This is a genomic window from Caballeronia sp. AZ1_KS37, assembly GCF_023631165.1.
GTDB classification, from domain to species: Bacteria; Pseudomonadota; Gammaproteobacteria; order Burkholderiales; family Burkholderiaceae; genus Caballeronia; species Caballeronia zhejiangensis.
On the sequence record NZ_JALQDP010000028.1, the window covers coordinates 1 to 22,890 of the forward strand.

Consider the following 22,890-nt stretch of genomic DNA (forward strand, 5'->3'; position numbering starts at 1 on the left):
ACGTGTGCCCGAAGGGGCTCAACCCGACCAAGGCGATCGGCAAGATCAAGGAATTGATGGTGCGACGGGCGGTTTGAAATGGACGAATCTCACCAGTCCGACCCTCTTCGCCGCGCGCGCCTTCGTTGGCGCGCAAGGCGCGGCCTGCTGGAAAACGATCTGATCTTCGATCGTTTCTTCAGCCGATATGAGCATGACCTCAGCGACGCCGACGTGGCCGCATTGACCCGCCTGCTGGAGCTGAGCGACAACGAACTGATGGACTTGCTGCTGGCGCGCACGGAGCCTGAAGGCGACTTGGCGACGCCGGACGTAACCCGCTTGCTGGAAATGCTGCGCACCGTGTGATTCCAGCAGGAATTCGCGGAGTTTTGCAAAATAGGCCTGTTGCACTGCACACAGGCCGATAAAACAGTTTTGCCGCGCAGCTTCCGTCGTGCAAATTATCGAAAACCTGTATCCATACTTCGATTGAGGATGTGCTATGACCCCGTCAGATGTTAAAGCCACGCTATCGTTCAGCGACAACTCGCCGAGCGTCGAAATGCCGATCTACAAGGGCACGATGGGCCCGGACGTGATCGACATCCGCAAGTTGTACGGTCAGACCGGCAAGTTCACGTATGACCCGGGCTTCATGTCGACGGCGGCGTGCAATTCGGCGATCACGTATATCGACGGCGACAAGGGCGAACTGCTGTATCGCGGCTACCCGATCGAGCAACTGGCCGTGAACGCGGACTTCCTCGAAACGTGCTATCTGCTGCTGAAGGGCGAACTGCCGAACGAGGCGCAGAACAAGGAATTCGTGGACACCGTCACGCGTCACACGATGGTGCACGAGCAGATGCACTTCTTCTTCCGCGGCTTCCGTCGCGACGCGCACCCGATGGCCGTGCTGACGGCTGCGGTCGGCGCGCTGTCGGCGTTCTATCACGACTCGCTGAACATCAACGATCCGCGTCACCGTGAAGTCTCCGCGATCCGCATGATCGCGAAGCTGCCGACGCTCGTCGCGATGGCGTACAAGTTCAGCATCGGTCAGCCGTTCGTGTATCCGAAGAACGAACTGTCGTACAGCGCGAACTTCATGCACATGATGTTCTCGAACCCGTGCGAAGAGTACAAGGTCAACGACGTGCTCGTGCGCGCTCTCGACCGCATCCTGATCCTGCACGCGGACCACGAGCAGAACGCGTCGACGTCGACGGTGCGTCTCGCGGGTTCGTCGGGTGCGAATCCGTTCGCGTGTATCGCAGCCGGCATCGCATGTCTGTGGGGTCCGGCGCACGGCGGCGCGAACGAAGCCGCGCTGAACATGCTCGAAGAGATCGGCTCGGTCGACAACATTCCTGAGTTCATCAAGCAGGTGAAGGACAAGAACTCGGGCGTGAAGCTGATGGGCTTCGGACACCGCGTGTACAAGAACTACGACCCGCGCGCGAAGCTGATGCGCGAGACGTGCCACGAAGTGCTGAACGAACTCGGCCTGCACGACGACCCGCTCTTCAAGCTCGCGATGGAACTCGAAAAGATCGCGCTGGAAGACGAATACTTCGTGTCGCGCAAGCTGTATCCGAACGTCGACTTCTACTCGGGCATCGTGCAGCGCGCGCTGGGCATTCCGACGTCGATGTTCACCTGCATCTTCGCGATGGCTCGTACGGTCGGCTGGATCGCGCAGTGGAACGAGATGATCGCCGATCCTGAGCAGAAGATCGGCCGTCCGCGTCAGCTGTTCATCGGCCAGACGCCGCGTGAAGCGAAGCCGCTGGCAAAGCGCTAAGCTGATCGAGTTTTAGTTGTATCGAAGCTCCGGCGAGAAATCGCCGGGGCTTTTGCTTTTTGCTCGGCGCGCGCAGAGACGGCGCCGGATTCAATCCGCGAACACCTCCTGCAAGGTATGAAGCGCGTCGGTCAGCGTGTTGTCCGCGATGCTGCCTTCCCGCTTAATGAGCCGCAGCTTGTCCACCGTGCGAATCTGATCCAGAAGAATCAATCCCTGCTTCCGCTTGAAAGCAATGGGAATGCGGAAAGGCGCAGGCTTTCCCTTCGACGACATCGGCGCGACGATGACCGTGCGCAGATGGTCGTGCATCTCCGGCGGCGACACCACTACGCACGGACGCGTTTTCTGAATTTCGCTGCCCAAGGTGGGATCGAGCGCGACCGACCAGACTTCTCCACGCACTACCATTCGAGCTCCCCGTCGTCGTTGCCGAATTCGCCCATGACGAGTCCGTCCTCGCCGCTTTGCGCAATCAGCTTGCTGGCTTCGGCCCAACCTTGACGCGCTTTGTCGCGAGGCCGACGCAGGACGATCGCGTCGTTCTCGACTTCCATGTCGACCTCGTTCTCCAAGCCCAATTGCGCGAGCAGCGGCTTGGGAATCAGGATGCCCTGGGAGTTGCCCATTTTTCTGATGGTGGTTCGCATGTCGTCGACTACTGAAGAGTATGGAAGCACGATGTTATTACCTGTCGAAAGAGCCGTCAATACAATGTTATTACTGCGCGGATCGTGAGCGCTGACGACAGCCTATTGCGCGCATCGTGCGGCGAACATTCGGCCAAATGGCATAGGATCTAAGGACAGCGTCGGGATGCGCTCCAGGTTCAGCCGGGTAGTCGTCATCCGGGTACTGGAACCACTATAATAACTATCTGTTTTTAATGGGTTTTTCCCGTATCCTAGTATCCAATTCTCATCGGGTGGTGGCATAATCGATTCACGAGCCGTACACCGATAAATCCCCGCAGTCACACACGAAAGCGCTCACATGGCACAGACTCTCTACGACAAACTGTGGAATACGCACGTTGTCCACACGGAAGAGGACGGCACCTCGATCCTCTACATCGACCGTCACCTGCTGCACGAAGTGACGAGCCCGCAGGCCTTCGAGGGCCTGAAGCTGGCCGAGCGCCCGGTGTGGCGCATCAGCGCGAATCTGGCGGTGTCCGATCACAACGTGCCGACGACCGACCGCTCGCACGGCATCGCCGATCCGGTTTCGAAGCTGCAAGTCGATACGCTCGACCAGAACTGCGACGCCTTCGGCATCACGCAGTTCAAGATGAACGACCTGCGTCAGGGCATCGTGCACATCATCGGGCCGGAGCAGGGCGCGACGCTGCCGGGCATGACCATCGTCTGCGGCGATTCGCACACGTCCACGCACGGCGCGTTCGGCGCGCTGGCGCACGGCATCGGCACGTCGGAGGTTGAGCACGTGCTCGCGACGCAAACGCTGTTGCAGAAGAAGAGCAAGAACATGCTCGTGAAGGTCGAAGGCCAATTGCCGCGCGGATGCACGGCGAAGGACATCGTGCTCGCGATCATCGGCAAGATCGGCACGGCGGGCGGCACGGGCTACGCGATGGAATTCGGCGGCTCGACCATCCGCGCGCTCACGATGGAAGGCCGCATGACCGTCTGCAACATGGCGATCGAAGCGGGCGCGCGCGCCGGCATGGTCGCGGTCGACGACACGACCATCAACTATCTGAAGGACCGTCCGTACTCGCCGCAGGGCGTCGAGTGGAATCAGGCGGTCGAATACTGGCGTCAGTTCAAATCCGATGACGGCGCGCACTTCGATCGCGTCGTCGAGCTGAATGCCGCCGAGATCGTGCCGCAAGTGACGTGGGGCACGTCGCCGGAAATGGTGACGTCGATCGACGGCCGCGTGCCCGATCCCGACAAGGAAAAAGATCCCGTCAAGCGCGACGCGATGGAACGCGCGCTGAGTTATATGGCATTGCAGCCGAACACGCCGATCGAATCGATCAAGCCGGACAAGATTTTCATCGGCTCGTGCACGAATGCGCGCATCGAAGACTTGCGCGCCGCCGCGTACGTCGTGAAGTCGCTGGGCAAGCGCGTCGCGTCGAACATTCGCCTCGCGATGGTCGTGCCGGGATCGGGTCTCGTGAAGGCGCAAGCCGAACGCGAAGGCCTCGACAAGATCTTCACGAACGCCGGCTTCGAATGGCGCGAGCCGGGCTGCTCGATGTGCCTCGCGATGAACGCCGACCGCCTGGAAGCGGGGGAGCGCTGCGCATCGACGTCGAACCGCAACTTCGAAGGCCGTCAGGGCGCGGGCGGACGCACGCATCTCGTGAGCCCCGCGATGGCCGCCGCCGCCGCGATCGAAGGCCATTTCGTCGACGTACGCAAGCTCGCTTAATCGATCGGGACACTGAGAAAGATCATGGAAAAATTCATTGTGCACAGCGGCCTCGTCGCGCCGCTGGATCGCGAGAACGTCGACACGGACGCGATCATCCCGAAGCAGTTCCTGAAGTCGATCAAGCGCACCGGCTTCGGTCCGAACGCGTTCGATGAATGGCGTTATCTCGACGTCGGTGAGCCCGGACAGGACAACAGCAAGCGTCCGCTCAACCCGGATTTCGTGCTGAATCAGCCGCGTTATCAAGGCGCGTCGATTCTGCTCACGCGCAAGAATTTCGGCTGCGGCAGCTCACGCGAACACGCGCCGTGGGCGCTCGATCAATACGGCTTTCGCGCGATCATCGCGCCGAGCTTCGCGGACATCTTCTACAACAACTGTTTCAAGAACGGTCTCCTGCCGGTCGTGCTGACGGAGCAGCAGGTCGACAAGCTGTTTAACGAGACCTACGCGTTCGTTGGTTTCCAGTTGACGATCGATCTCGAAGCGCAAGTCGTGCGTACCGGCGACGGCACCGAGTATGCGTTCGAAGTGCCGGGCTTTCGCAAGTATTGCTTGCTGAACGGCTTCGACGACATCGGTCTCACGCTGCGTCATGCGGACAAGATCAAGCAATATGAGGCCGAACGCCTCGCGAAGCAGCCGTGGCTGAATAACCGGCTCGTTGGATAACCGCGCATAAAGGAAGCGAAAGATGAAAATTGCAGTTCTCCCCGGCGACGGCATCGGTCCCGAAATCACCGCCGAAGCGGTCAAAGTCCTGAACGCGCTCGGCGAGAAGTTCGAGCTGGAAGAGGCGCCGGTCGGCGGCGCGGGCTACGAGGCGAAGGGGCACCCGCTGCCCGATTCCACGCTGGCGCTCGCGAAGGAAGCCGATGCGATCCTGTTCGGCGCCGTCGGCGACTGGAAGTACGACAAGCTCGAACGCGCGCTGCGTCCCGAGCAGGCGATTCTCGGCCTGCGCAAGCATCTGCAACTGTTCGCGAACTTCCGTCCGGCGATCTGCTATCCGCAATTGACGGGCGCGTCGTCGTTGAAGCCGGAGATCGTGTCGGGTCTCGACATCCTGATCGTCCGCGAATTGAACGGCGACATCTATTTCGGCGCGCCGCGCGGCTTGCGAGAAGCCCCGGACGGCCCGTTCGCGGGCGCGAAGGAAGGCTTCGACACGATGCGCTATTCCGAGCCCGAAGTGCGCCGCATCGCGCACGTCGCGTTTGCCGCCGCGCAAAAGCGCCAGAAGAAGCTGACGAGCGTCGACAAGGCGAACGTGCTCGAAACGTCGCAATTGTGGCGCGACACGATGATCGACGTCGCGAAGGAATATCCGGATGTCGAGCTGTCGCACATGTACGTCGACAACGCCGCGATGCAGCTCGTGAAGGCGCCGAAAGCGTTCGACGTCGTCGTGACCGGCAACATGTTCGGCGACATTCTGTCGGACGAAGCGGCGATGCTCACCGGCTCCATCGGCATGCTGCCGTCCGCGTCGCTCGACAAGAACGACAAGGGCCTGTACGAGCCGTCGCACGGTTCGGCGCCGGACATCGCGGGCAAGGGCGTGGCGAATCCGCTCGCGACCATTCTTTCGGCGGCCATGATGCTGCGCTACTCGCTCGGCAAGACGGAGCAGGCGGATCGCATCGAAAGCGCGGTGAAGAAAGTGCTCGAGCAGGGCTACCGCACCGGCGATATCGCGACGGCGGACGGCAAGGTTGTCGGCACGAAGGAAATGGGCGACGCGGTGCTGAAGGCGCTGTAATCGCGAGAAAGACGATCGGCGCGCTGAAGCATTAAAGCGGCCGATCGTCTCTTTTTACCGATGTTCGCGCACGATCCGCCCGATTTTCACGCATCTGCAGCATGACGCCGTCGAAAACGTCCGGTTATCGTGTATATTGCTTTGCTATGGCGAAGAACTCTCAATTCTCTCTGGATTCCATCGGACGCGGCTCAAAGTCGCTCGCGACGGAACTCGCCATCAGCACGCGCATCGTGGCCACTCGAGCCACGGCTAAAACGCGCATTACGAAAATCTCCATCAAAGCGATCACGATTCGCTGATCGTCCCTCGTGTCCGAGCGTCTTCCCCGCGCGGCCACGCCGGGTAAAGATGCGGGGAAGCGTCCACAGTTAAAGGTTAGTCATGAACGTAGGTCTCGTTGGTTGGCGCGGTATGGTCGGCAGCGTCCTGATGCAGCGCATGCAGCAGGAAGGCGATTTCGACTTGATCGAACCGGTGTTTTTCAGCACCAGCAATGCGGGCGGCAACGCGCCGTCGTTCGCTAAAAACGAGACGAAGCTCAAAGACGCAACGAGCATCGACGACCTGAAAAAGTGCGACGCCATCATCACGTGCCAGGGCGGCGACTACACCAACGAGGTGTATCCGAAGCTGCGCGCGGCGGGCTGGAAGGGCTACTGGATCGACGCGGCGTCGGCGCTGCGCATGAAGGACGACGCGGTCATCATTCTCGATCCGGTCAACCTGGACGTCATCAAGGATTCGCTCGTGAAGGGCGGCCGCGACTTCATCGGCGGCAACTGCACGGTCAGCCTCATGCTGATGGCGCTCGGCGGCCTGTTCCGCGAGAACCTCGTCGAATGGACGACGGCGATGACCTATCAGGCCGCGTCGGGCGCGGGCGCGCAGAACATGCGCGAGCTGCTTCAGCAAATGGGCGTGCTCTACGGTTCGGCGAAGGAAGACCTGGCGGATCCGTCGTCGGCGATTCTCGACATCGACCGCCGCGTGCTCGCCGCGATGAACGGCGAGCGCATGCCCGTCGACAACTTCGGCGTGCCGCTCGCGGGCTCGCTGATTCCGTGGATCGACAAGGATCTCGGCAACGGCATGTCGAAGGAAGAGTGGAAGGGCGGCGCGGAAACCAACAAGATCCTCGGCAAGCCGGCAATGGGTACGCCGGGCTCGATTCCCGTCGACGGCCTCTGCGTGCGTATCGGCGCGATGCGCTGCCACTCGCAGGCGCTCACCATCAAGCTGACGAAGGACGTGCCGCTCGACGAAGTGCACGGCATTCTCGCGTCGGCGAATGACTGGGTGAAGGTCGTGCCGAACGAGCGCGAAGCATCGATTCGCGACCTGTCGCCCGCGGTCGTCACGGGCACGCTGACGGTGCCGGTTGGCCGTCTGCGCAAGCTCGCGATGGGCGGCGAATATCTGTCGGCGTTCACGGTCGGCGATCAGCTCTTGTGGGGCGCCGCCGAGCCGCTGCGCCGCATGCTGCGCATTCTGCTCGACAAGTAAAGTAAACTACGCGCCTGAAGCGCGTGTCTTGCTCGAAAGCGTCGCGTTTCACGCGGCGCTTTTTTGTTTTTGTGGAGCTTTGTTGCAACGCCGTGTTTATCGAGCGGTCTTCGCTTTATGTTTCAATTTTTGCCGCACCCGGAGCCTCAATGATCCATCGAACTCGCCGGTCTTTCGTTTCGTCATCGCGTGCGGCGCTCGCCGCGGCAAGTCTCGCCGCATGCGCGATGTTCTGGGCGAATCCCGGCGATGCGCTCGCGCAGGCCTCCGCCGCCACCGGGCAAACCTACGCGGTCAAGCCGGGACAATCGTTGAGCGATGTCGCCGGCGAACTCACCGGATCCAAAGATCGCGACGTCCGCGCGAAAGCCGCGCGTGCCCTGTTCGACGCCAATCCGAGCGCCTTCAGCAGCCACGACATCAACAAGCTGAAACTCGGCGCGGTGCTGAACGTGCCCGCCGATCTGAGCGGCGCGCCGCCGGCCGCAGCGTCGGCGCCCGAGGCGCAGCAGACCGCGCCCGCCGAAACGTCCGCGCCTGCGTCTTCGTCGGCGGATACCGCCACACCGGCGCCGGAGAGCGCGGCGCCCGCATCGGCTGTGGAGCCGCAAGCCAGCGCGACGGCGGCGCCGGAGCGTGCGACGCCGGAGGCCGCATCGGCAATCGCCGCGCCCGCAAGCGCGCCCGCCACGGCCGCACCGGAACCGGCCAGCCGCAGCGGCGTGGCAGCGGCGACCATCGGTTTGTCGCCCTTCATCATCGCGATCGTGATCGTCGTGATCGGCGTCCTGCTGCTCAGAATGCGGCGCAAGAAGCGAGCAGTCGCGACGAACGACAACGACGTCGATCGCGCGCCCCGTACGTTCGCAAGTCTGGAAGAAGCCCAGGCCGACGCCGACGCCCGCAACGAAGCGCTGCGCAAGGCGCGCGAGGCGGCGGCCGGTGCCCAAGGTAAGTCGCCGGCGCGCGATCAGTCCGGACTGGCTGCGGCCGCCGCGAGCATCGGCAACGCTGAAGTAGCCCAGACGCCCGTCGCTCCGTCCGAAGATGCGTTGCCGCCGACGACCGAGGCAAAGCCGTCGACCGCGGCGGATGAAACACCCGTCGAGGCGAACCGCCCGCAACCGGAAGAGCTGTTCGTGCCTGTTGCGCCGGCTGCACGTCATCCCGATTTCGTACCGCCAGCGGGCGAACCGGACACCCACGAACAGCGTGAGCAGCATGCGCGCGAGATCGAAGCGCGCGAAGCGGCGCGCCGGGAAGCCGAGAAATGGGAAGTCGAAGAGCGCGAAGCCGCGGCACGCCAGGCCGCCGCGCGCGAGGCCGAGGAGCGTGAAATCCGGGCGCGCGAAGCCGCCGCGCGGGAAGCACTCGCACGCGAGCAGGCGGGTCATGCCGGTGCGGATCGCGAGGCCGAATTGCGTCAGGTCACCGAACGCGAAGAGCTGGCGCGTGAGAACGCGGCACGCGAGATCATCGCGCGCGAGGCGGAACTGCGCGAACTTCAGGCGCGCGCCGCCGAAGAGCAAGCCGCAGAGCAACGCGCCGCCGAGCAGCGCGACATCGAAGAACTGGCAGCGCGCGAGGCGGAAAAATCCGGCATCGCGCCGGACGAAGAGCCGGTGCTCGCGCATCGCTTCCCAATGCCGAAGTTCCCCCAGGACGCAATCCAGGCGCTCGGTTCGCTCGAAATGGAACTGCCGCCGCGTCTGGAACTGACGATCAAGCCGCCCGGCGCGACCGGACCGGAGACGGCTGCATCGTCGCTGAAAAATCCGCCGCTCGAGACGCCTCCTGCAGCGCTGGAACAGCCGCCTGGCGGCACGCAGCCAATCCAGCAGGCGCCGTTCATGCCGCAGCCGGTGGCGCATTTCGAAGCAGCGCGGCAAGGCCAGTCGCAAGCCCAGTCCGTTGCGTCTCAAATCGAAGCGGGTACGGCGGGCGCGGCATCGGTCGCTGGCCTGGGCGCGACAAAATTCGGCCCGCTCAGTCTCGATTTCGATCTCGGGCCGACGTCGAACGCGACGGAGGCTTTGCCTGCCCTGACGCCGGGCCAACTGGCGACCATCGCGCGCAATAAGCTCGAATTGGCAGCCGAATACATCGAACTGGGCGATCTTTCGGGCGCGCGCACGTTGCTCCAGGAAGTGATCGAATCGAACGATCCGGCGACGCGCCAGCAGGCCGCCACGCTCTTGTCGACGCTTGCACCGCATTCCTGAGATGCGTATCGCTTTAGGGATTCAGTACGACGGCGCGGCGTTTTGCGGTTGGCAGTCGCAGCCGCACGGGAAGACGGTCCAGAACGAACTGGAGCGCGCGCTCGCGCAATTCGCGCAGACGCCGCTTCCGACCGTCGTCGCCGGGCGCACCGATACGGGCGTGCACGGTCTCGGTCAGGTCGTGCATTTCGATACCGCTCTGGATCGCGCCGAGTTTTCGTGGGTGCGCGGCACGAATGCGTTCCTGCCCGACACCGTCGCGGTGCAATGGGCGAAGCCGATGCCCGACGATTTCCACGCGCGCTTCGCGGCTTTCGAACGCACTTATTTCTACGTTCTCTACGTCAATCCGGTGCGTTCGCCCATGCTCGCGAAACGCGCGGGCTGGGTGCACACGCCGCTCGACGTGGCAGCGATGCGCGATTCGGTCGCGTGCCTGATCGGCGAGCACGATTTTTCGTCGTTCCGCGCCGCCGATTGCCAGTCGAAAACGCCAGTCAAGCATCTTTATCAGATCGATGTACGCGAGCAGGGCGACTTCGTCCACTTTCGCTTTCGCGCCAACGCGTTTTTGCATCACATGGTGCGCAATCTGATGGGATGCCTCGTCGCGATCGGACGGGGCCGTCATCCATCGTCGTGGATGGCGGACGTGCTCGCCGCCCGCGACCGCCGCGCTGCCGCGCCGACTTTCATGCCCGACGGGCTGTATCTGGCCGAGGTCGGCTATCCTGAACACTTCGCGGTGCCGCCGCCGCATATCGCCAGCATGCCCTGGAGCGCCATTTGGGCAGAGCCGAAATGACAGACCGAGATTTGCATCGCACCCGCATCAAGCTATGCGGACTTTCGCGCGTCGAGGACGTGCAGCACGCCGTCGCGCTGGGCGCGGACGCCGTGGGTTTCGTGTTCTATCCGCCGAGCCCGCGTTCGGTGAGCGTCGCACAGGCCGTCGAACTGGCGCGGCACGTGCCGCCGCTCGTGTCGGCGGTCGGGCTTTTCGTCAATGCGACGCCCGAATGGATTCGCGAAGTCACGTCGAACGTGCCGCTCTCGCTGCTGCAGTTTCACGGCGACGAAACGCCGGAACAATGCGAGGCGCTGGCGTCGATTGCGGGTTTATCCTATTGGCGCGCATTGCGAATCGGGTCTGATGCGTCCACAAGCCATTTGATAGAATCGTCTCTCACGTTCAAAGCCGCAGGCGGCCTTTTGCTCGACGCGCTCGTCGAGGGCTTCGGCGGCGGTGGAAAGGTATTCGATTGGTCACTTATCCCAACAGATCTCGGGCATCGGGCCGTTTTGAGTGGTGGGTTGAACACGCAAAACGTCAGTGACGCCATTCGGCGTGTGCGCCCGTACGCGGTCGATGTCTCGAGCGGCATCGAAGTGCCGGGCGCCAAGGGCGTGAAGGATCCCGCCCGAATGGCGGCGTTCGTGCGCGCGGTGCGCGAGGCGGACGCCGGGTGAATCGAACGTGGGCCGCGCTGCCGGCTACGTAACCGAGAGAGTGACGCAATGTACAACTTGCCAGACGAAAGAGGCCATTTCGGCCAATATGGAGGCGTGTTCGTCTCCGAAACCCTCATCCATGCACTTGACGAATTGCGCGTCGCGTATGACGCGGCACGTCAGGATCCCGAATTCATCACCGAGTACGAGTACGAACTCAAGCATTACGTGGGTCGTCCGTCGCCGATTTATCACGCGAAGCGCTGGAGCGAGATGCTTGGCGGCGCGCAGCTCTATCTGAAGCGCGAAGACCTGAATCACACGGGCGCGCACAAGGTGAATAACGTGATCGGCCAGGCGCTGCTCGCCCGCAAGATGGGCAAGCCGCGCGTGATCGCCGAAACCGGCGCGGGCCAGCACGGCGTGGCGACGGCGACCATTGCCGCGCGATTCGGCATGGAGTGCGTGGTCTACATGGGCGCGGAAGACGTGCGTCGTCAGGCGGCGAACGTCTATCGGATGAAGCTGCTCGGCGCAACGGTCGTGCCGGTCGAATCCGGGTCGAAGACGCTCAAGGACGCGCTCAACGAAGCCATGCGTGACTGGGTGACGAACGTCGAAAACACGTTCTACATCATCGGCACGGTGGCGGGGCCGCATCCTTACCCGATGATGGTGCGCGACTTCCAGCGCGTGATCGGCGACGAATGTCGCGTGCAGATGCCCGAAATGGCCGGTCGCCAGCCCGATGCCGTGATCGCGTGCGTCGGCGGCGGGTCGAATGCGATGGGCATCTTTTATCCGTACATCGACGATAAAGACGTCAGATTGATCGGCGTCGAAGCGGCGGGCGACGGCATCGACACCGGGCGCCACGCGGCGTCGCTGATGGGCGGCAGCCCGGGGGTGCTGCACGGCAATCGCACGTATCTGCTGCAGGACGAAAACGGGCAGATCATCGAAACGCATTCGGTGTCGGCGGGGCTCGACTATCCGGGCGTCGGTCCGGAACACGCGTGGCTGAAGGACGCGGGACGCGCGGAATACGTCGGCATCACCGATGACGAAGCGCTCAAGGCCTTCCACGACTGCTGCCGGATCGAGGGCATCATCCCCGCGCTGGAATCGAGCCACGCGCTCGCTTATGGCGCGAAGCTCGCGAAGACGTTGCCGCGCGACAAGGTGTTGCTCGTCAATCTGTCCGGCCGGGGCGACAAGGACATGCATACGGTCGCCGAGCGATCGGGCATTCAGTTCTGAGCCTCAGATAGATGCGCAACGTCATCGACGAGCCGTTGTCCGTCGGCGCCCTGCAGGGCGCCGGCAGCGACATCCGCAACCGCGACTTCCTGGCCGATGCCGAGAATATTCCCGACGCGTCGATCGATCTGATCGTCGCGGATCCGCCTTATGGTCTGGGCAAGGACTACGGGAACGACTCGGACATGTTGTCCGGCGACGCTTTTCTCGAGTGGACTTATCGCTGGCTCGATCTCGCGATTCCGAAGCTCAAGCCGAGCGGTTCGCTGTATATCTTTTGCACCTGGCAGTATTCGCCCGAACTGTTCGTGTTCCTCAAGCGCCGCCTTTTGATGATCAACGAGATCGTCTGGGACCGTCGCGTGCCGAGCATGGGCGGAACGACGCGGAAATTCACGTCAGTGCACGACAACATCGGCTATTTCGCGGTATCGAAGGACTACTACTTCGATCTCGATCCGGTGCGCATCCCTTACGACGCAGAAACGAAAAAGGCGCGTTCGCGGAAGATTTTCGAAGGCAGCAAGTGGCTCGAACTGGGCTACAACCCGAAGGATGTCTGGTCCGTGTCGCGTCTGCATCGGCAGCACGCGGAGCGGGTGGATCATCCGACGCAAAAGCCGCTGGAGATCGTCGAGCGCATGGTGCTCGCGAGCTGTCCGCCGGGTGGGCGCGTGCTCGATCCGTTCATGGGCAGCGGCACGACGGCGGTCGCGTGCGCACGTCATGGCCGGCAATTCACGGGCTACGAGATCAACGCGGATTACTGCGCGATCGCCGAAAGCCGCATTGCCGAAGCGCGCGCTGCACGGCTCGAGCCGGCAGAGCCCGCCCGCGTTCGACGCAAGACACTCGTCGCGACCGGCACCGCCGCCCAAGCCGAATAGCGTCTTTTTCGCTGCTGATCGCGTCAAATGCATTCAAATGCGTCCGACGCCAACGAATACGACTAAGAGAAATCTCATGTCCCGCATCAAGAATACTTTTGCGGCGCTCGCCGCACAGGGCAAGAAAGGGTTGATTCCGTTCATCACCGCGGGCGACCCGAATCCGGAACAAACCGTCGAGTTCATGCACGCGCTGGCGAAGGGCGGCGCGGACGTCATCGAACTGGGCGTGCCGTTCTCCGATCCGATGGCCGACGGCCCCGTCATCCAGCGTTCGTCGGAGCGGGCGCTCGCGCGCGGCGTGACGCTCAAGCGCGTGCTCGCCGACGTCGCGCGTTTCCGCGAAACCGACGACAAAACGCCCGTCGTGCTGATGGGTTACGCGAATCCGATCGAGCGCATGGGCGCCGACGCGTTCGCGAAAGCTGCGAAGGAAGCGGGCGTCGACGGCGTACTGGTGGTCGATTACCCGCCGGAGGAAGCGGAGAGCTTCGGCGCGTCGATGCGCGCCGCCGGCATCGATCCGATCTTCCTGCTCGCGCCGACATCGACGGACGAGCGCGTCGCGGCGGTCGGCAAGATCGCGAGCGGCTATGTCTACTACGTATCGCTGAAAGGCGTGACCGGCGCGGCAAATCTGGACGTTTCCAGCATCGCGAGTAAAATCCCGGCCATCAAGTCGCGTGTGCCCCTGCCGGTCGGTGTCGGTTTCGGCATTCGCGACGCCCAGACCGCGCGCGCCGTCGCCGATGTCGCGGATGCCGTCGTCATCGGCAGCCGCCTCGTGCAGCTGCTCGAAGACGCGAAGCCGGACACCGCGGCCGCGTCGCTGACGAGCTTCATCGCCGAAATTCGTCAGGCGCTCGACGCCGCACAGTAAAATACGCGCCGCCGCGGGCCGCCCGATTCGGGCGTGCGCCGCGCGGCAACCGATCAGTCAAGGAAAAACGATGAGCTGGCTCGACAAACTGCTGCCGCCGAAGATCAAGCAAACCGATCCCAAAAGCCGCAAGGGCATTCCCGAGGGCCTTTGGGTGAAGTGTCCGTCGTGCGAAGCGGTGCTGTATCGCAACGACGTCGAGGCGAATCTGCACGTATGCCCAAAGTGCAGCCATCACATGCGAATCGGCGCGCGCGAGCGGCTCGACCGCCTGCTCGACCCGGAAGGCCGCTATGAAATCGGCCAGGAAGTCGTCCCGGTCGACGCGCTGAAGTTCAAGGACAGCCGCAAGTATCCGGATCGCATCAAGGAAGCGATGGAAGATACGGACGAGACCGACGCCATGGTCGTCATGGGCGGCGCGATCCACACGATTCCGTGTGTCGTCGCGTGCTTCGAATTCTCGTTCATGGGCGGATCGATGGGCTCGGTGGTCGGCGAGCGCTTCGTGCGCGGCGCGCGCAACGCGCTGGAGCAGAACGTGCCGTTCATCTGCTTTACGGCCTCGGGCGGCGCGCGCATGCAGGAAAGCCTGCTTTCGCTCATGCAGATGGCCAAAACCACTGCGCTTCTGACCAAACTCGCGGACGCGAAGCTGCCGTTCATTTCCGTGCTGACCGACCCGACGATGGGCGGTGTGTCCGCATCGTTCGCGTTCCTGGGCGATGTCGTGATTGCCGAGCCGAAGGCGCTGATCGGCTTTGCCGGCCCGCGCGTGATCGAGCAGACCGTGCGCGAGAAGCTCCCGGAAGGTTTCCAGCGCGCCGAGTTCCTGCTGACGAAGGGCGCGGTCGACATGATCGTGGATCGCCGCAAGATGCGCGAAGAAATCGCCCAATTGATGGCGCTGATGACGCGGCAACCCGCCGATTCCGTCGCCTGACCCGAATGTACGTAGCGCCGCGCCGCGCGTGAACCCCGCGAGGTTCTGCGCGGCGCTTTTGTTTTTGCGATCTCGAAAATGAACACATTCCCGACTCTCGACGCCTGGCTCGCCCATCTGGAAGCGGCGCATCCGGTCGGCATCGACATGGGCCTCGCGCGCATCGGCAAGGTGAAGGATGCGCTCGGCCTGCGTTTCGACTGCCCGGTCATCACCGTCGGCGGCACGAACGGCAAGGGCTCTACCTGCGCGATCATCGAAACGATCTTGCTGCGCGCGGGGTATCGCGTCGGTTGCCATACGTCGCCGCATCTGCTGACGTTCAACGAGCGCGCCCGCATCGACGGCGCGGAGGCGAGCGACGCCGATCTGCTCGAACATTTCGCGGCCGTGGAAAAGGCGCGCGCCAGCCTGCCCGAGCCGGTTTCGCTGACGTACTTCGAGTTCACAACGCTTGCGATCCTGCATCTCTTCGCGTCGCGCAAGCTCGACGCGGTGATTCTCGAGGTCGGGCTCGGCGGGCGTCTCGACGCGGTGAATATCGTCGATACGGATTGTGCTGTGATCACGAGCATCGACATCGACCATACGGACTATCTCGGCGACACGCGCGAAAAAATTGGCTTCGAGAAAGCGGGCATATTTCGGACGGGCAAGCCGGCAGTGTGCGGAGATCCGTCGCCGCCGCAGACTCTCATCGAACATGCCGAGGCGATCGGCGCGGATCTGTGGCTCGTCGGACGCGATTTCCGCTACGAAGCCCAGCCCGGCAACGAGCGCCAGCAATGGAGTTATATCGGGCGCGAGCAGCGGCGCTCGGCGCTGGCCTATCCGGCGCTGCGCGGCGCGAATCAGCTCATCAACACGTCGGCGGCGCTGGCCGCGCTCGAAGCGCTGCGCGACCGTCTGCCGGTTTCTGCGCAGGACATTCGCCTTGGCCTGGCGAACGTCGAGTTGCCGGGACGCTTCCAGGTGCTGCCGGGCAAGCCGCAAATCATTCTCGACGTTGCGCACAATCCGCACGCAGCCGCCGTGTTGTCGCAAAATCTCGGCAACATGGGCTATTTTCCGTACACTTACGCGGTGTTCGGCGCGATGGGCGACAAGGACATCGAAGGCGTCGTGAAGCAACTCAAGGGCGAGATCGATCACTGGAACGTGACCGCGCTGCCCACGCCGCGCGCCGCGTCGGCGGAGCAACTGGAACACGCATTGCGCGACGCCGGTGTCAACGACAGCGCCGACAGCAGCGTTTCTCGCTTTGAAACACCCGCGGCGGCTTTTCAAGATGCGTTAAGCCGGGCGTCTGAAAATGATAGAATTTTGGTTTTCGGCAGTTTCTACACGGTAGCCGGCGTCATGGCCTACCGTCGAATGCAGCATAACTAGCAGCATCATTGAGACGGTCGGCCGTCAGCACCAAGCGATACATGGGACTCTTTTCGTTCGGCAAGAAAGACGACTCCGGTCGCGACGCATATTCCGATTCATCGCGCGGCTCGCGTCACACCGTCCGCACGGAACGCCGCACGCGCAGATCCGAGCGCACCGACGCCGACGCGATGATGCTCGATCCCACCCTGCCCGAGAAGCAGCGCGCGCGCCGCAGGCTCGTCGGGGCGATCGCGCTGGTGCTCGCCGCCGTCATCGTCCTGCCGATGGTGCTCGATTCGCGTCCGAAGCCCGTCACCGACGACATTTCCATTGATATTCCCAACCGCCCGGCGCCCGCCGCGAAGCAGTCGCGCGACGCCAACGACGCCGACACGCAAGCCGGTGTCGCGCACGACGCGCCGTCGGGTGCGTCGGGCAGTGTTTCCGCCGGCGTGACGCAGCCGCAAGCCGCGGCACCTGCCGCAACGGCAAAGCCCGAGCCGAAGCCGGAAGCGAAGCCTGACGCGAAAGCCGAAGCCAAGCCGGAAGCGAAGCCGTCGAAGCCCGCAGCCGTGGCGAGCCAGAACGCGAAGCCGCAAGCGGCCGAGCCTTCCGAACAAGCCAACGCAAATACCGCGGCGAACGCCGCGGCAGGCGCGGCGAACACGCCGTCGTCGCCGGCGGGCAGCCGCTTCGTGCTGCAGATCGGCCAGTTCGACGACGAAACCGCCGCGCAGAATTGGGTCAACAAGTTGAAGTCCGCGGGTGTGCCCGCATATCTCGAACATCGCAAGCAGTCGGACGGCGCGACCAAGTCGCTGTTGCGCGCGGGGCCGTTCCCGGATCGCGCGTCGGCGCAGGCCGCGCTCGTGAAGGTGCGGCAGGCCGGCCTGGGCGGCGGCACCCGGGCATCGAACTAAGCCGGCTCGATGTTCACCGCTTTTGACTACGCCGTGATGGCCGTGATCGGCCTGTCCGCGCTGCGCGGCATGTGGCGCGGCCTGTTGGCCGAAGCGTTCGGTCTGGTCGGCTGGGTCGCCGCCATTCTGATCGCGGGACGGTTCGTCGGGCTCGTCGTGCCGTATATCCCGTCGACGTGGCCCGGCGGCGCGCTTACGCAGTGGCTCGTGGCGTTCGTGCTGGTGGTCGGGGCGGTGCTGCTCGTATCGAGCGTGCTGTCGGCGCTATTGACGCGCATCACGGAAGTCACCGGCCTGCGCGGCGTGGACCGCTCGTTGGGCTTGCTGTTCGGCCTCGTCAGAGGGGCTATATTGGTAGTTATTCTGGTCGCCCTGGCTGGCCTGACCGAACTGCCTCAGAAAGATTTTTGGCGCAATGCGCTGCTGCGGCCGATGGCCGAGCAAGGCGTGCGCGAATTGAAACCGCTGCTCCCCGATACGCTCGCCGCGTATGTGCACGTCGCTCCCGAACCGGGCGGCCTGGCGCCCAACGCCGCACAATAGACGAACGGCCGGCTACACGAGGAACGCGCGACGGCTCGAAGACGCTTCGCCCCGGCCACGTCACGGCCAGTTTTTGAGAGAAGCGTCGAAGAGATCCGGGCAACGCCTTGTCTACCCGTTTCGACTCTTTGAAGGACCATGCCATGTGCGGCATCGTAGGTGTAGTTTCCCAAAGTCCCGTCAATCAGCTGATCTATGACAGCTTGCTCCTGCTCCAGCATCGCGGACAGGACGCGGCGGGCATCGCCACGGCGAACGGCAATAACTTCCACATGCACAAAGCCAACGGCATGGTGCGCGACGTGTTCCGCACGCGCAACATGCGCAGTCTGCCGGGCAACGTCGGCATCGGCCAGGTGCGGTATCCGACCGCCGGGTCCGCATCGAGCGAGGAAGAAGCGCAACCGTTCTACGTGAATGCGCCGTTCGGCATCATCCTCGCGCATAACGGCAATCTGACGAACTGGATGCAGCTGAAGGACGAGATGTTCCGCATCGACCGCCGGCACATCAACACCGCATCCGACACCGAAGTGCTGCTCAACGTCTTCGCGCACGAACTGCAGCTCGCGAGCTCGGGCCTGCAACTCGATGCGACCGCGCTGTGGAAAGCCGTCGCGGGCGTGCATCGCCGTGTGAAGGGCTCGTACGCGATCGTCTCGCTGATCGCGGGCTACGGTCTCGTCGCGTTCCGCGATCCGTTCGGCATTCGTCCGCTTGTGCTCGGCAAGCTCGAAACGTCGACGGGCGTCGAGTGGATGGTCGCGTCGGAATCGGTGGCGATCGAAGGCATCGGCTTCGAATTCGTGCGCGATGTCGAACCGGGCGAAGCGATTTTCATCGACGCGGAAGGCAATCTGCACAGCCACCAATGCGCCGAGAAGCCCGAGCTCAATCCGTGCATTTTCGAGCTCGTGTATCTCGCGCGTCCGGATTCGTGCCTCGACGGCGTGCCGGTCTACAACGCGCGTCTGCGCATGGGCGATTACCTCGCCGAGAAAATCAAGCGCGTGCTGCCGGATGTGCCGATCGACGTCGTCATGCCGATTCCCGACTCGTCGCGCCCCGCCGCGATGCAGGTCGCCGCGAAGCTCGGCGTGGAGTATCGCGAAGGCTTCTTCAAGAACCGCTACGTGGGCCGCACCTTCATCATGCCGGGTCAGGCGGTGCGCAAGAAATCGGTGCGTCAGAAGCTCAACGCGATGGGCATCGAGTTCAAGGGCAAGAACGTGCTGATCGTCGACGATTCCATCGTGCGCGGCACGACCTCGCATGAAATCGTGCAGATGGCCCGCGATGCCGGCGCGAACAAAGTGATCTTCGCGTCCGCCGCGCCGCCGGTGAAGTTCCCGAACGTGTACGGCATCGACATGCCGACGCGCGGCGAACTCGTTGCGCACGGCCGCAGCGATGAGGAAGTCGCACGCATGATCGGCGCGGATTATCTCGTCTATCAGGACGTGGAAGACCTGAAGAACGCGATCCGCGACATCAATCCGGCGTTGAAGGAATTCGAAGCGTCGTGCTTCGACGGCAACTACATCACTGGCGACGTGACGACCGATTATCTCGATCGCATCGAGTCCGCACGTCTTGCGCCGCAATCGCAGTCGGATCGCGATGCTGCGAGCGACGCGCAAGAGGGCGGCATGGCGCGCTCACAGTTGCATTTGCAACTATCGGTCGAGTAAGTTTTCGGCGCTTCGAACGAGCCCGCTTCGTCTGCAAGGACCAAGCGAGCTTTTTTGCGTCTCGAGCCTTCGAGCTTCTGCTTTTCGAGCGCGGCGGAAGCGGCCAAGCGCTTGCGTGGGTGCTGTTGAATGGCATGGAGACGCTCGGGTTGCGCGTCGAGAAGCAATCGGCGAATGCGCTCGAAATCGCGCGCTATCACGCATCCGTCATACGCGCCGGTCTGTCGCGTGAATCGGATGAACCGCCGTTGCGCCATTGCCCCGGCGAGATGCCGAAGCGTTTCGAGAACGCATGCGTGAACGCGCTTTGATCGGCGAAACCGACATCGAGCGCGATATCGGTGAGCGACGCGCGCGAGTCGGCGAGCAACGTCAACGCGGTGTCGAGCCGCAGCCGATGCAGATAGCGATGCGGCGTCTCGCCGAACGCTTCGTTGAAGAGCTGATGAAAGCGCCGCATGCCGAAGCCGCAATGCGCGGCGAGATCGGCGATACGCAGCGGCGCCGATAGTTGCGAGCGCAACCATTGGTCGATGCGCGCGAAATCGAGGCCGCGCATCGCGTCGATGGAATCGTCGGTGTCGTGCATCAGCGCGCCGCACAGATGCGCAGCCGCTTGCCATGCGAAGCGGTCCGCGAGATGCGCATCCGCGAGATGCGCGCGACGGGCGACATCGGCGACGGCTTGCGTGATGCGCGGATCGATGACGATCGCGCGCGCCCGTTCGAAGTAGCGCTCGGGCACCGCGACGGACGTGGCGGGCAGATCGAGCACGAGCTGGCGATTGTCGCCCTCGGCCCAGTAATCGTGGCGCGCGCCCGCCGGGATGATCCACGCACCCCTGCAATCGATGCGTGCGCCGTTGCCGTCGACGGCCATCTCCATCGACCCGTCGAGGCCGAGCACGATCTGATGAAAGTCGTGCACGTCCGACGCCTGCGCCGCCTCATAGCGGCGCAACGACACGGCAGGACGATGAAGCGGCTCGCTCATGCGGAAAACGCTCAGACGTCGAGCAGTTCCACTTCGAACACGAGCGTGGCGTTGGGCGGAATCACGCCGCCCGCGCCGCGCGCGCCGTAGCCGAGTTGCGGCGGAATCGTGAGACGGCGCACGCCGCCCACTTTCATGCCCTGCACGCCTTCGTCCCAGCCCTTGATGACCATGCCGCCGCCCAGCACGAAGGCGAAGGGGTCGTTGCGGTCCTTGCTCGAATCGAACTTCTGGCCGTCCGTGAGCCAGCCCGTGTAATGCACGCTGACGGTCTTGCCGGCGACGGCTTCAGTGCCTTCGCCAACGGTGACGTCTTCGTATTTGAGACCGGAATCGGTCGTGACAGTCGACATGGTTGCTCCCTGGTTGCCCGGTCATCGGCGATGGATGAACCGGTGGTCGAAACCGACATTGTAGAACGTCGCAGGGAAGCGGGCGGCGCCCGGAAGCGCCGCGTCGATTACAGATGACGGCTGTGCGGCCCGAAGCGCGAACCGATGCGTGTGCCGATTTCCGGCCTTACGTGCCGGCCGATCGCGGTGCCGATCGACGCGCCGTCTTGCGAATCATGCATCGCGGCGGCGGCGGCCTGATCGCCGATCTGCTGCCTCGCGATCTTCAGCGCGCGCACGCGGACATAGGCCATCGCGACGAGCGTCCACGGCGCGAGATAGGCGAACTCGGGCACGGACACCATCATCATCGTCCAGGTCGCGGCGCAGCACTGGCGCAGCGCCATGCCGCGCGGATCCCAGTCGAGCTTGAACGCGGGGTACAGCATCAACGCGCTGATGAAGACCGTGCCGATGATGCCGGTATTGACGAGCAGCGTCGAGAAGAGATCGGTCGAGCGCACATAGCCGAAGCCGATGCCGAAGAGCTTATTGAGCGGCGCGAGATCGAGCCACAGTTGCATCGAGTGAAGGAACAGCAGACTGCGGTCGGAACCCGACTCGGTCTTCGCTTCGAGCTTGTCGGTCACCATCTGCTTGAAGAGCTCGGCGATGTAATCCTGCAGCAGATACCCGATCACGCACAGCACGAAAAGTCCGATCAGCGCCTTCACCGGGTTGATGCCGAGCTTGCGCACGCGGATCAGCGAATACACCGCATAGCCGATCAGCACCGTCGACGAAGTGGTCATCAGAAGCGACAGTCCGATCACCCACACCGGCCAGCGCACGCGCGACGTCGCGTTGAAGTAGACCCAGAACGGGAAGATGGACATGGCGTACATCGACGGCTCGCCTGTCAGCGCTTTCAAGCGCTGGATCGGAAAGCCTTTGATGTCGATCTGCTGGAAGGAACTGCCGTTCACCGTGCCGTCCGAACGCACGATGCCCTTGCCGAACTGATCGCCGAATGCGCGGTTCGAGATGAAGTCGCCCGGCTGTCCCGTCGCGATGAAGTACGCCACTTCGTAAATGCCGTAAATCGCGAGCAGCGTGACGGCCGCGAGAATCCACTGGTCCCAGGTCGGCTTGTAATAGTGGTACACATACGCCGCATAGAGCACGACCGCCGCCACGTAAAGCGACTGCGTGAACATGCTCTTGCGCATGATGAACGTGAGGGGATCGGTGTCGTCGACGAGCGAGATCTTGCTGAAGTCGGGATCGAAGGGCGCCATGACGTCCGCGAGCTGGGAGGTGCAGACCATCAGCAGCCAGACCGCGATCGCCGCGATCACGAAGTGCATCCAGTTCTTGCGCGCGCGCCCGCCGAACAGCAGCACGAGCGGCACGGACAGGAAGCACATCAGATAGCCGATCGTCGTGCCCTGAATCGATGGCATGACGAGAAACGACGTCACCGGCATCGCGAAGGCCCAGATTCGGTAGTAGAGGTCGGTCAGCGACGCTTTATCTTTCATCATCGAAGGGTAGGATGCGCCCGCTTCATGACGGGCTGTCGTTCGTTATCGGGAGCAAAACGCCTGCCGGATGAATCGTCGGCACGCTCACACTCTGGGCCGGAACGTCGCCAGGAGCGCGAGCAGGATCACGAGCGCGGAACGCAGCGACACGAGCGGCGCGCGCCGGATGACGACCGGTTCTTGCACGGGCGGCGGCAACTGCCGCTCGGGTCGCGCCTTTCGCACGCGATGAAAATCGCAATGCGGACACACGCTCAACGTCGCGCCCACTTGCCTGCGGCAACGCGGGCAGTGCACGAGCCGATGCCCGAATGAAAAATGTCCGCTCATATGCGTCTCTCTCATCGACCCGGTTGACGACGTGCTTACATCGGAAGTCCGTGCAGAT

General features: G+C 63.3%; 23 protein-coding genes and 2 pseudogenes. 19 read left to right on the forward strand and 6 right to left on the reverse strand.

Going from position 1 to position 22,890, the window contains the following annotated elements; genetic code table 11:
- From sdhB to gltA, 3 genes and pseudogenes are all read left to right on the forward strand, one after another.
- Positions 1-77 (forward strand): annotated as a pseudogene (gene sdhB, locus NCS00_RS14650) (succinate dehydrogenase iron-sulfur subunit); the annotation flags it as partial.
- A 1-nt stretch (position 78) separates the two neighbouring features.
- Positions 79-348 (forward strand): FAD assembly factor SdhE, encoded by a 270-nt coding sequence (locus NCS00_RS14655; protein WP_008354055.1) that lies wholly within the window; start codon positions 79-81, stop codon positions 346-348.
- 136 nt (positions 349-484) lie between these two features.
- Complete coding sequence (gene gltA, locus NCS00_RS14660; RefSeq protein ID WP_008354054.1) at positions 485-1,786, forward strand: citrate synthase; 1,302 nt, start codon at positions 485-487, stop codon at positions 1,784-1,786.
- 90 nt (positions 1,787-1,876) lie between these two features.
- Here the strand turns inward: gltA and NCS00_RS14665 are convergent, their stop codons facing one another.
- Positions 1,877-2,197, reverse strand: a complete 321-nt coding sequence (locus NCS00_RS14665; RefSeq protein ID WP_008354052.1) for a type II toxin-antitoxin system PemK/MazF family toxin — start codon at positions 2,195-2,197, stop codon at positions 1,877-1,879.
- Complete coding sequence (locus NCS00_RS14670; RefSeq protein WP_175983181.1) at positions 2,191-2,436, reverse strand: AbrB/MazE/SpoVT family DNA-binding domain-containing protein; 246 nt, start codon at positions 2,434-2,436, stop codon at positions 2,191-2,193. Before NCS00_RS14670 ends, NCS00_RS14665 begins: the two co-directional genes overlap by 7 nt.
- Before the next feature lie 343 nt (positions 2,437-2,779).
- Between NCS00_RS14670 and leuC the strand changes: the two genes are divergently transcribed.
- The 16 genes and pseudogenes from leuC to NCS00_RS14750 all read left to right on the forward strand — a co-directional run.
- Positions 2,780-4,189, forward strand: a complete 1,410-nt coding sequence (gene leuC, locus NCS00_RS14675) for a 3-isopropylmalate dehydratase large subunit (protein ID WP_008354050.1) — start codon at positions 2,780-2,782, stop codon at positions 4,187-4,189.
- Positions 4,190-4,213: 24 nt separating this feature from the next.
- Entirely contained in the window at positions 4,214-4,864 is a 651-nt protein-coding gene (gene leuD / locus NCS00_RS14680; protein WP_008354049.1) for a 3-isopropylmalate dehydratase small subunit, read from the forward strand.
- Positions 4,865-4,886: 22 nt separating this feature from the next.
- Entirely contained in the window at positions 4,887-5,954 is a 1,068-nt protein-coding gene (gene leuB / locus NCS00_RS14685) for a 3-isopropylmalate dehydrogenase (RefSeq protein ID WP_250440363.1), read from the forward strand.
- A 384-nt stretch (positions 5,955-6,338) separates the two neighbouring features.
- A complete protein-coding gene (gene asd, locus NCS00_RS14690) occupies positions 6,339-7,460 on the forward strand; it encodes an aspartate-semialdehyde dehydrogenase (RefSeq protein ID WP_008354047.1) in 1,122 nt (373 codons plus the stop codon).
- Between the two features lie 149 nt (positions 7,461-7,609).
- Positions 7,610-9,682: a motility hub landmark protein FimV gene (locus tag NCS00_RS14695; protein WP_250440365.1), complete on the forward strand. Its 2,073-nt coding sequence runs from the start codon at positions 7,610-7,612 to the stop codon at positions 9,680-9,682.
- A gap of 1 nt (position 9,683) precedes the next feature.
- Complete coding sequence (gene truA / locus NCS00_RS14700; RefSeq protein ID WP_250435446.1) at positions 9,684-10,487, forward strand: tRNA pseudouridine(38-40) synthase TruA; 804 nt, start codon at positions 9,684-9,686, stop codon at positions 10,485-10,487.
- On the forward strand, positions 10,484-11,152 hold the full coding sequence (locus tag NCS00_RS14705) for a phosphoribosylanthranilate isomerase (protein ID WP_250440367.1): 669 nt from the start codon (positions 10,484-10,486) through the stop codon (positions 11,150-11,152). Before truA ends, NCS00_RS14705 begins: the two co-directional genes overlap by 4 nt.
- Before the next feature lie 48 nt (positions 11,153-11,200).
- Positions 11,201-12,394, forward strand: coding sequence for a tryptophan synthase subunit beta (gene trpB, locus NCS00_RS14710; protein WP_250440369.1), 1,194 nt, complete (start codon positions 11,201-11,203; stop codon positions 12,392-12,394).
- A gap of 11 nt (positions 12,395-12,405) precedes the next feature.
- Complete coding sequence (locus tag NCS00_RS14715; protein ID WP_008354042.1) at positions 12,406-13,281, forward strand: DNA-methyltransferase; 876 nt, start codon at positions 12,406-12,408, stop codon at positions 13,279-13,281.
- Between the two features lie 76 nt (positions 13,282-13,357).
- Positions 13,358-14,161 (forward strand): tryptophan synthase subunit alpha, encoded by an 804-nt coding sequence (gene trpA, locus NCS00_RS14720; protein ID WP_175983188.1) that lies wholly within the window; start codon positions 13,358-13,360, stop codon positions 14,159-14,161.
- Between the two features lie 70 nt (positions 14,162-14,231).
- Positions 14,232-15,104, forward strand: coding sequence for an acetyl-CoA carboxylase, carboxyltransferase subunit beta (gene accD / locus NCS00_RS14725; protein WP_008354039.1), 873 nt, complete (start codon positions 14,232-14,234; stop codon positions 15,102-15,104).
- A gap of 78 nt (positions 15,105-15,182) precedes the next feature.
- The gene (gene folC / locus NCS00_RS14730; RefSeq protein ID WP_175983189.1) at positions 15,183-16,493 is read left to right on the forward strand and encodes a bifunctional tetrahydrofolate synthase/dihydrofolate synthase; all 1,311 of its coding nucleotides are present in this window, start codon (positions 15,183-15,185) and stop codon (positions 16,491-16,493) included.
- A 41-nt stretch (positions 16,494-16,534) separates the two neighbouring features.
- Positions 16,535-17,398 carry an SPOR domain-containing protein gene (locus tag NCS00_RS14735; protein WP_175983190.1) on the forward strand — a complete coding sequence of 288 codons (864 nt, stop codon included), beginning with the start codon at positions 16,535-16,537 and terminating at the stop codon, positions 17,396-17,398.
- Positions 17,399-17,407: 9 nt separating this feature from the next.
- On the forward strand, positions 17,408-17,941 hold the full coding sequence (locus NCS00_RS14740) for a CvpA family protein (protein ID WP_008354036.1): 534 nt from the start codon (positions 17,408-17,410) through the stop codon (positions 17,939-17,941).
- A gap of 143 nt (positions 17,942-18,084) precedes the next feature.
- Complete coding sequence (purF, locus tag NCS00_RS14745; RefSeq protein WP_008354035.1) at positions 18,085-19,632, forward strand: amidophosphoribosyltransferase; 1,548 nt, start codon at positions 18,085-18,087, stop codon at positions 19,630-19,632.
- A gap of 113 nt (positions 19,633-19,745) precedes the next feature.
- Positions 19,746-19,847 (forward strand): annotated as a pseudogene (locus NCS00_RS14750) (PLP-dependent transferase); the annotation flags it as partial.
- On the opposite strand, the gene NCS00_RS14755 reads toward NCS00_RS14750, so the two are convergent.
- The 4 genes from NCS00_RS14755 to NCS00_RS14770 all read right to left on the reverse strand — a co-directional run bounded on the left by NCS00_RS14755 (position 19,829) and on the right by NCS00_RS14770 (position 22,832).
- Positions 19,829-20,626 carry a helix-turn-helix transcriptional regulator gene (locus NCS00_RS14755; RefSeq protein ID WP_250440371.1) on the reverse strand — a complete coding sequence of 266 codons (798 nt, stop codon included), beginning with the start codon at positions 20,624-20,626 and terminating at the stop codon, positions 19,829-19,831. The pseudogene NCS00_RS14750 and the gene NCS00_RS14755 overlap by 19 nt on opposite strands.
- 11 nt (positions 20,627-20,637) lie before the next feature.
- Complete coding sequence (locus NCS00_RS14760; protein WP_008354031.1) at positions 20,638-20,979, reverse strand: FKBP-type peptidyl-prolyl cis-trans isomerase; 342 nt, start codon at positions 20,977-20,979, stop codon at positions 20,638-20,640.
- Between the two features lie 107 nt (positions 20,980-21,086).
- Positions 21,087-22,502, reverse strand: coding sequence for a hypothetical protein (locus NCS00_RS14765; protein WP_008354030.1), 1,416 nt, complete (start codon positions 22,500-22,502; stop codon positions 21,087-21,089).
- Positions 22,503-22,586: 84 nt separating this feature from the next.
- On the reverse strand, positions 22,587-22,832 hold the full coding sequence (locus tag NCS00_RS14770) for a hypothetical protein (protein WP_144403777.1): 246 nt from the start codon (positions 22,830-22,832) through the stop codon (positions 22,587-22,589).
- Positions 22,833-22,890: the final 58 nt, after the last annotated feature.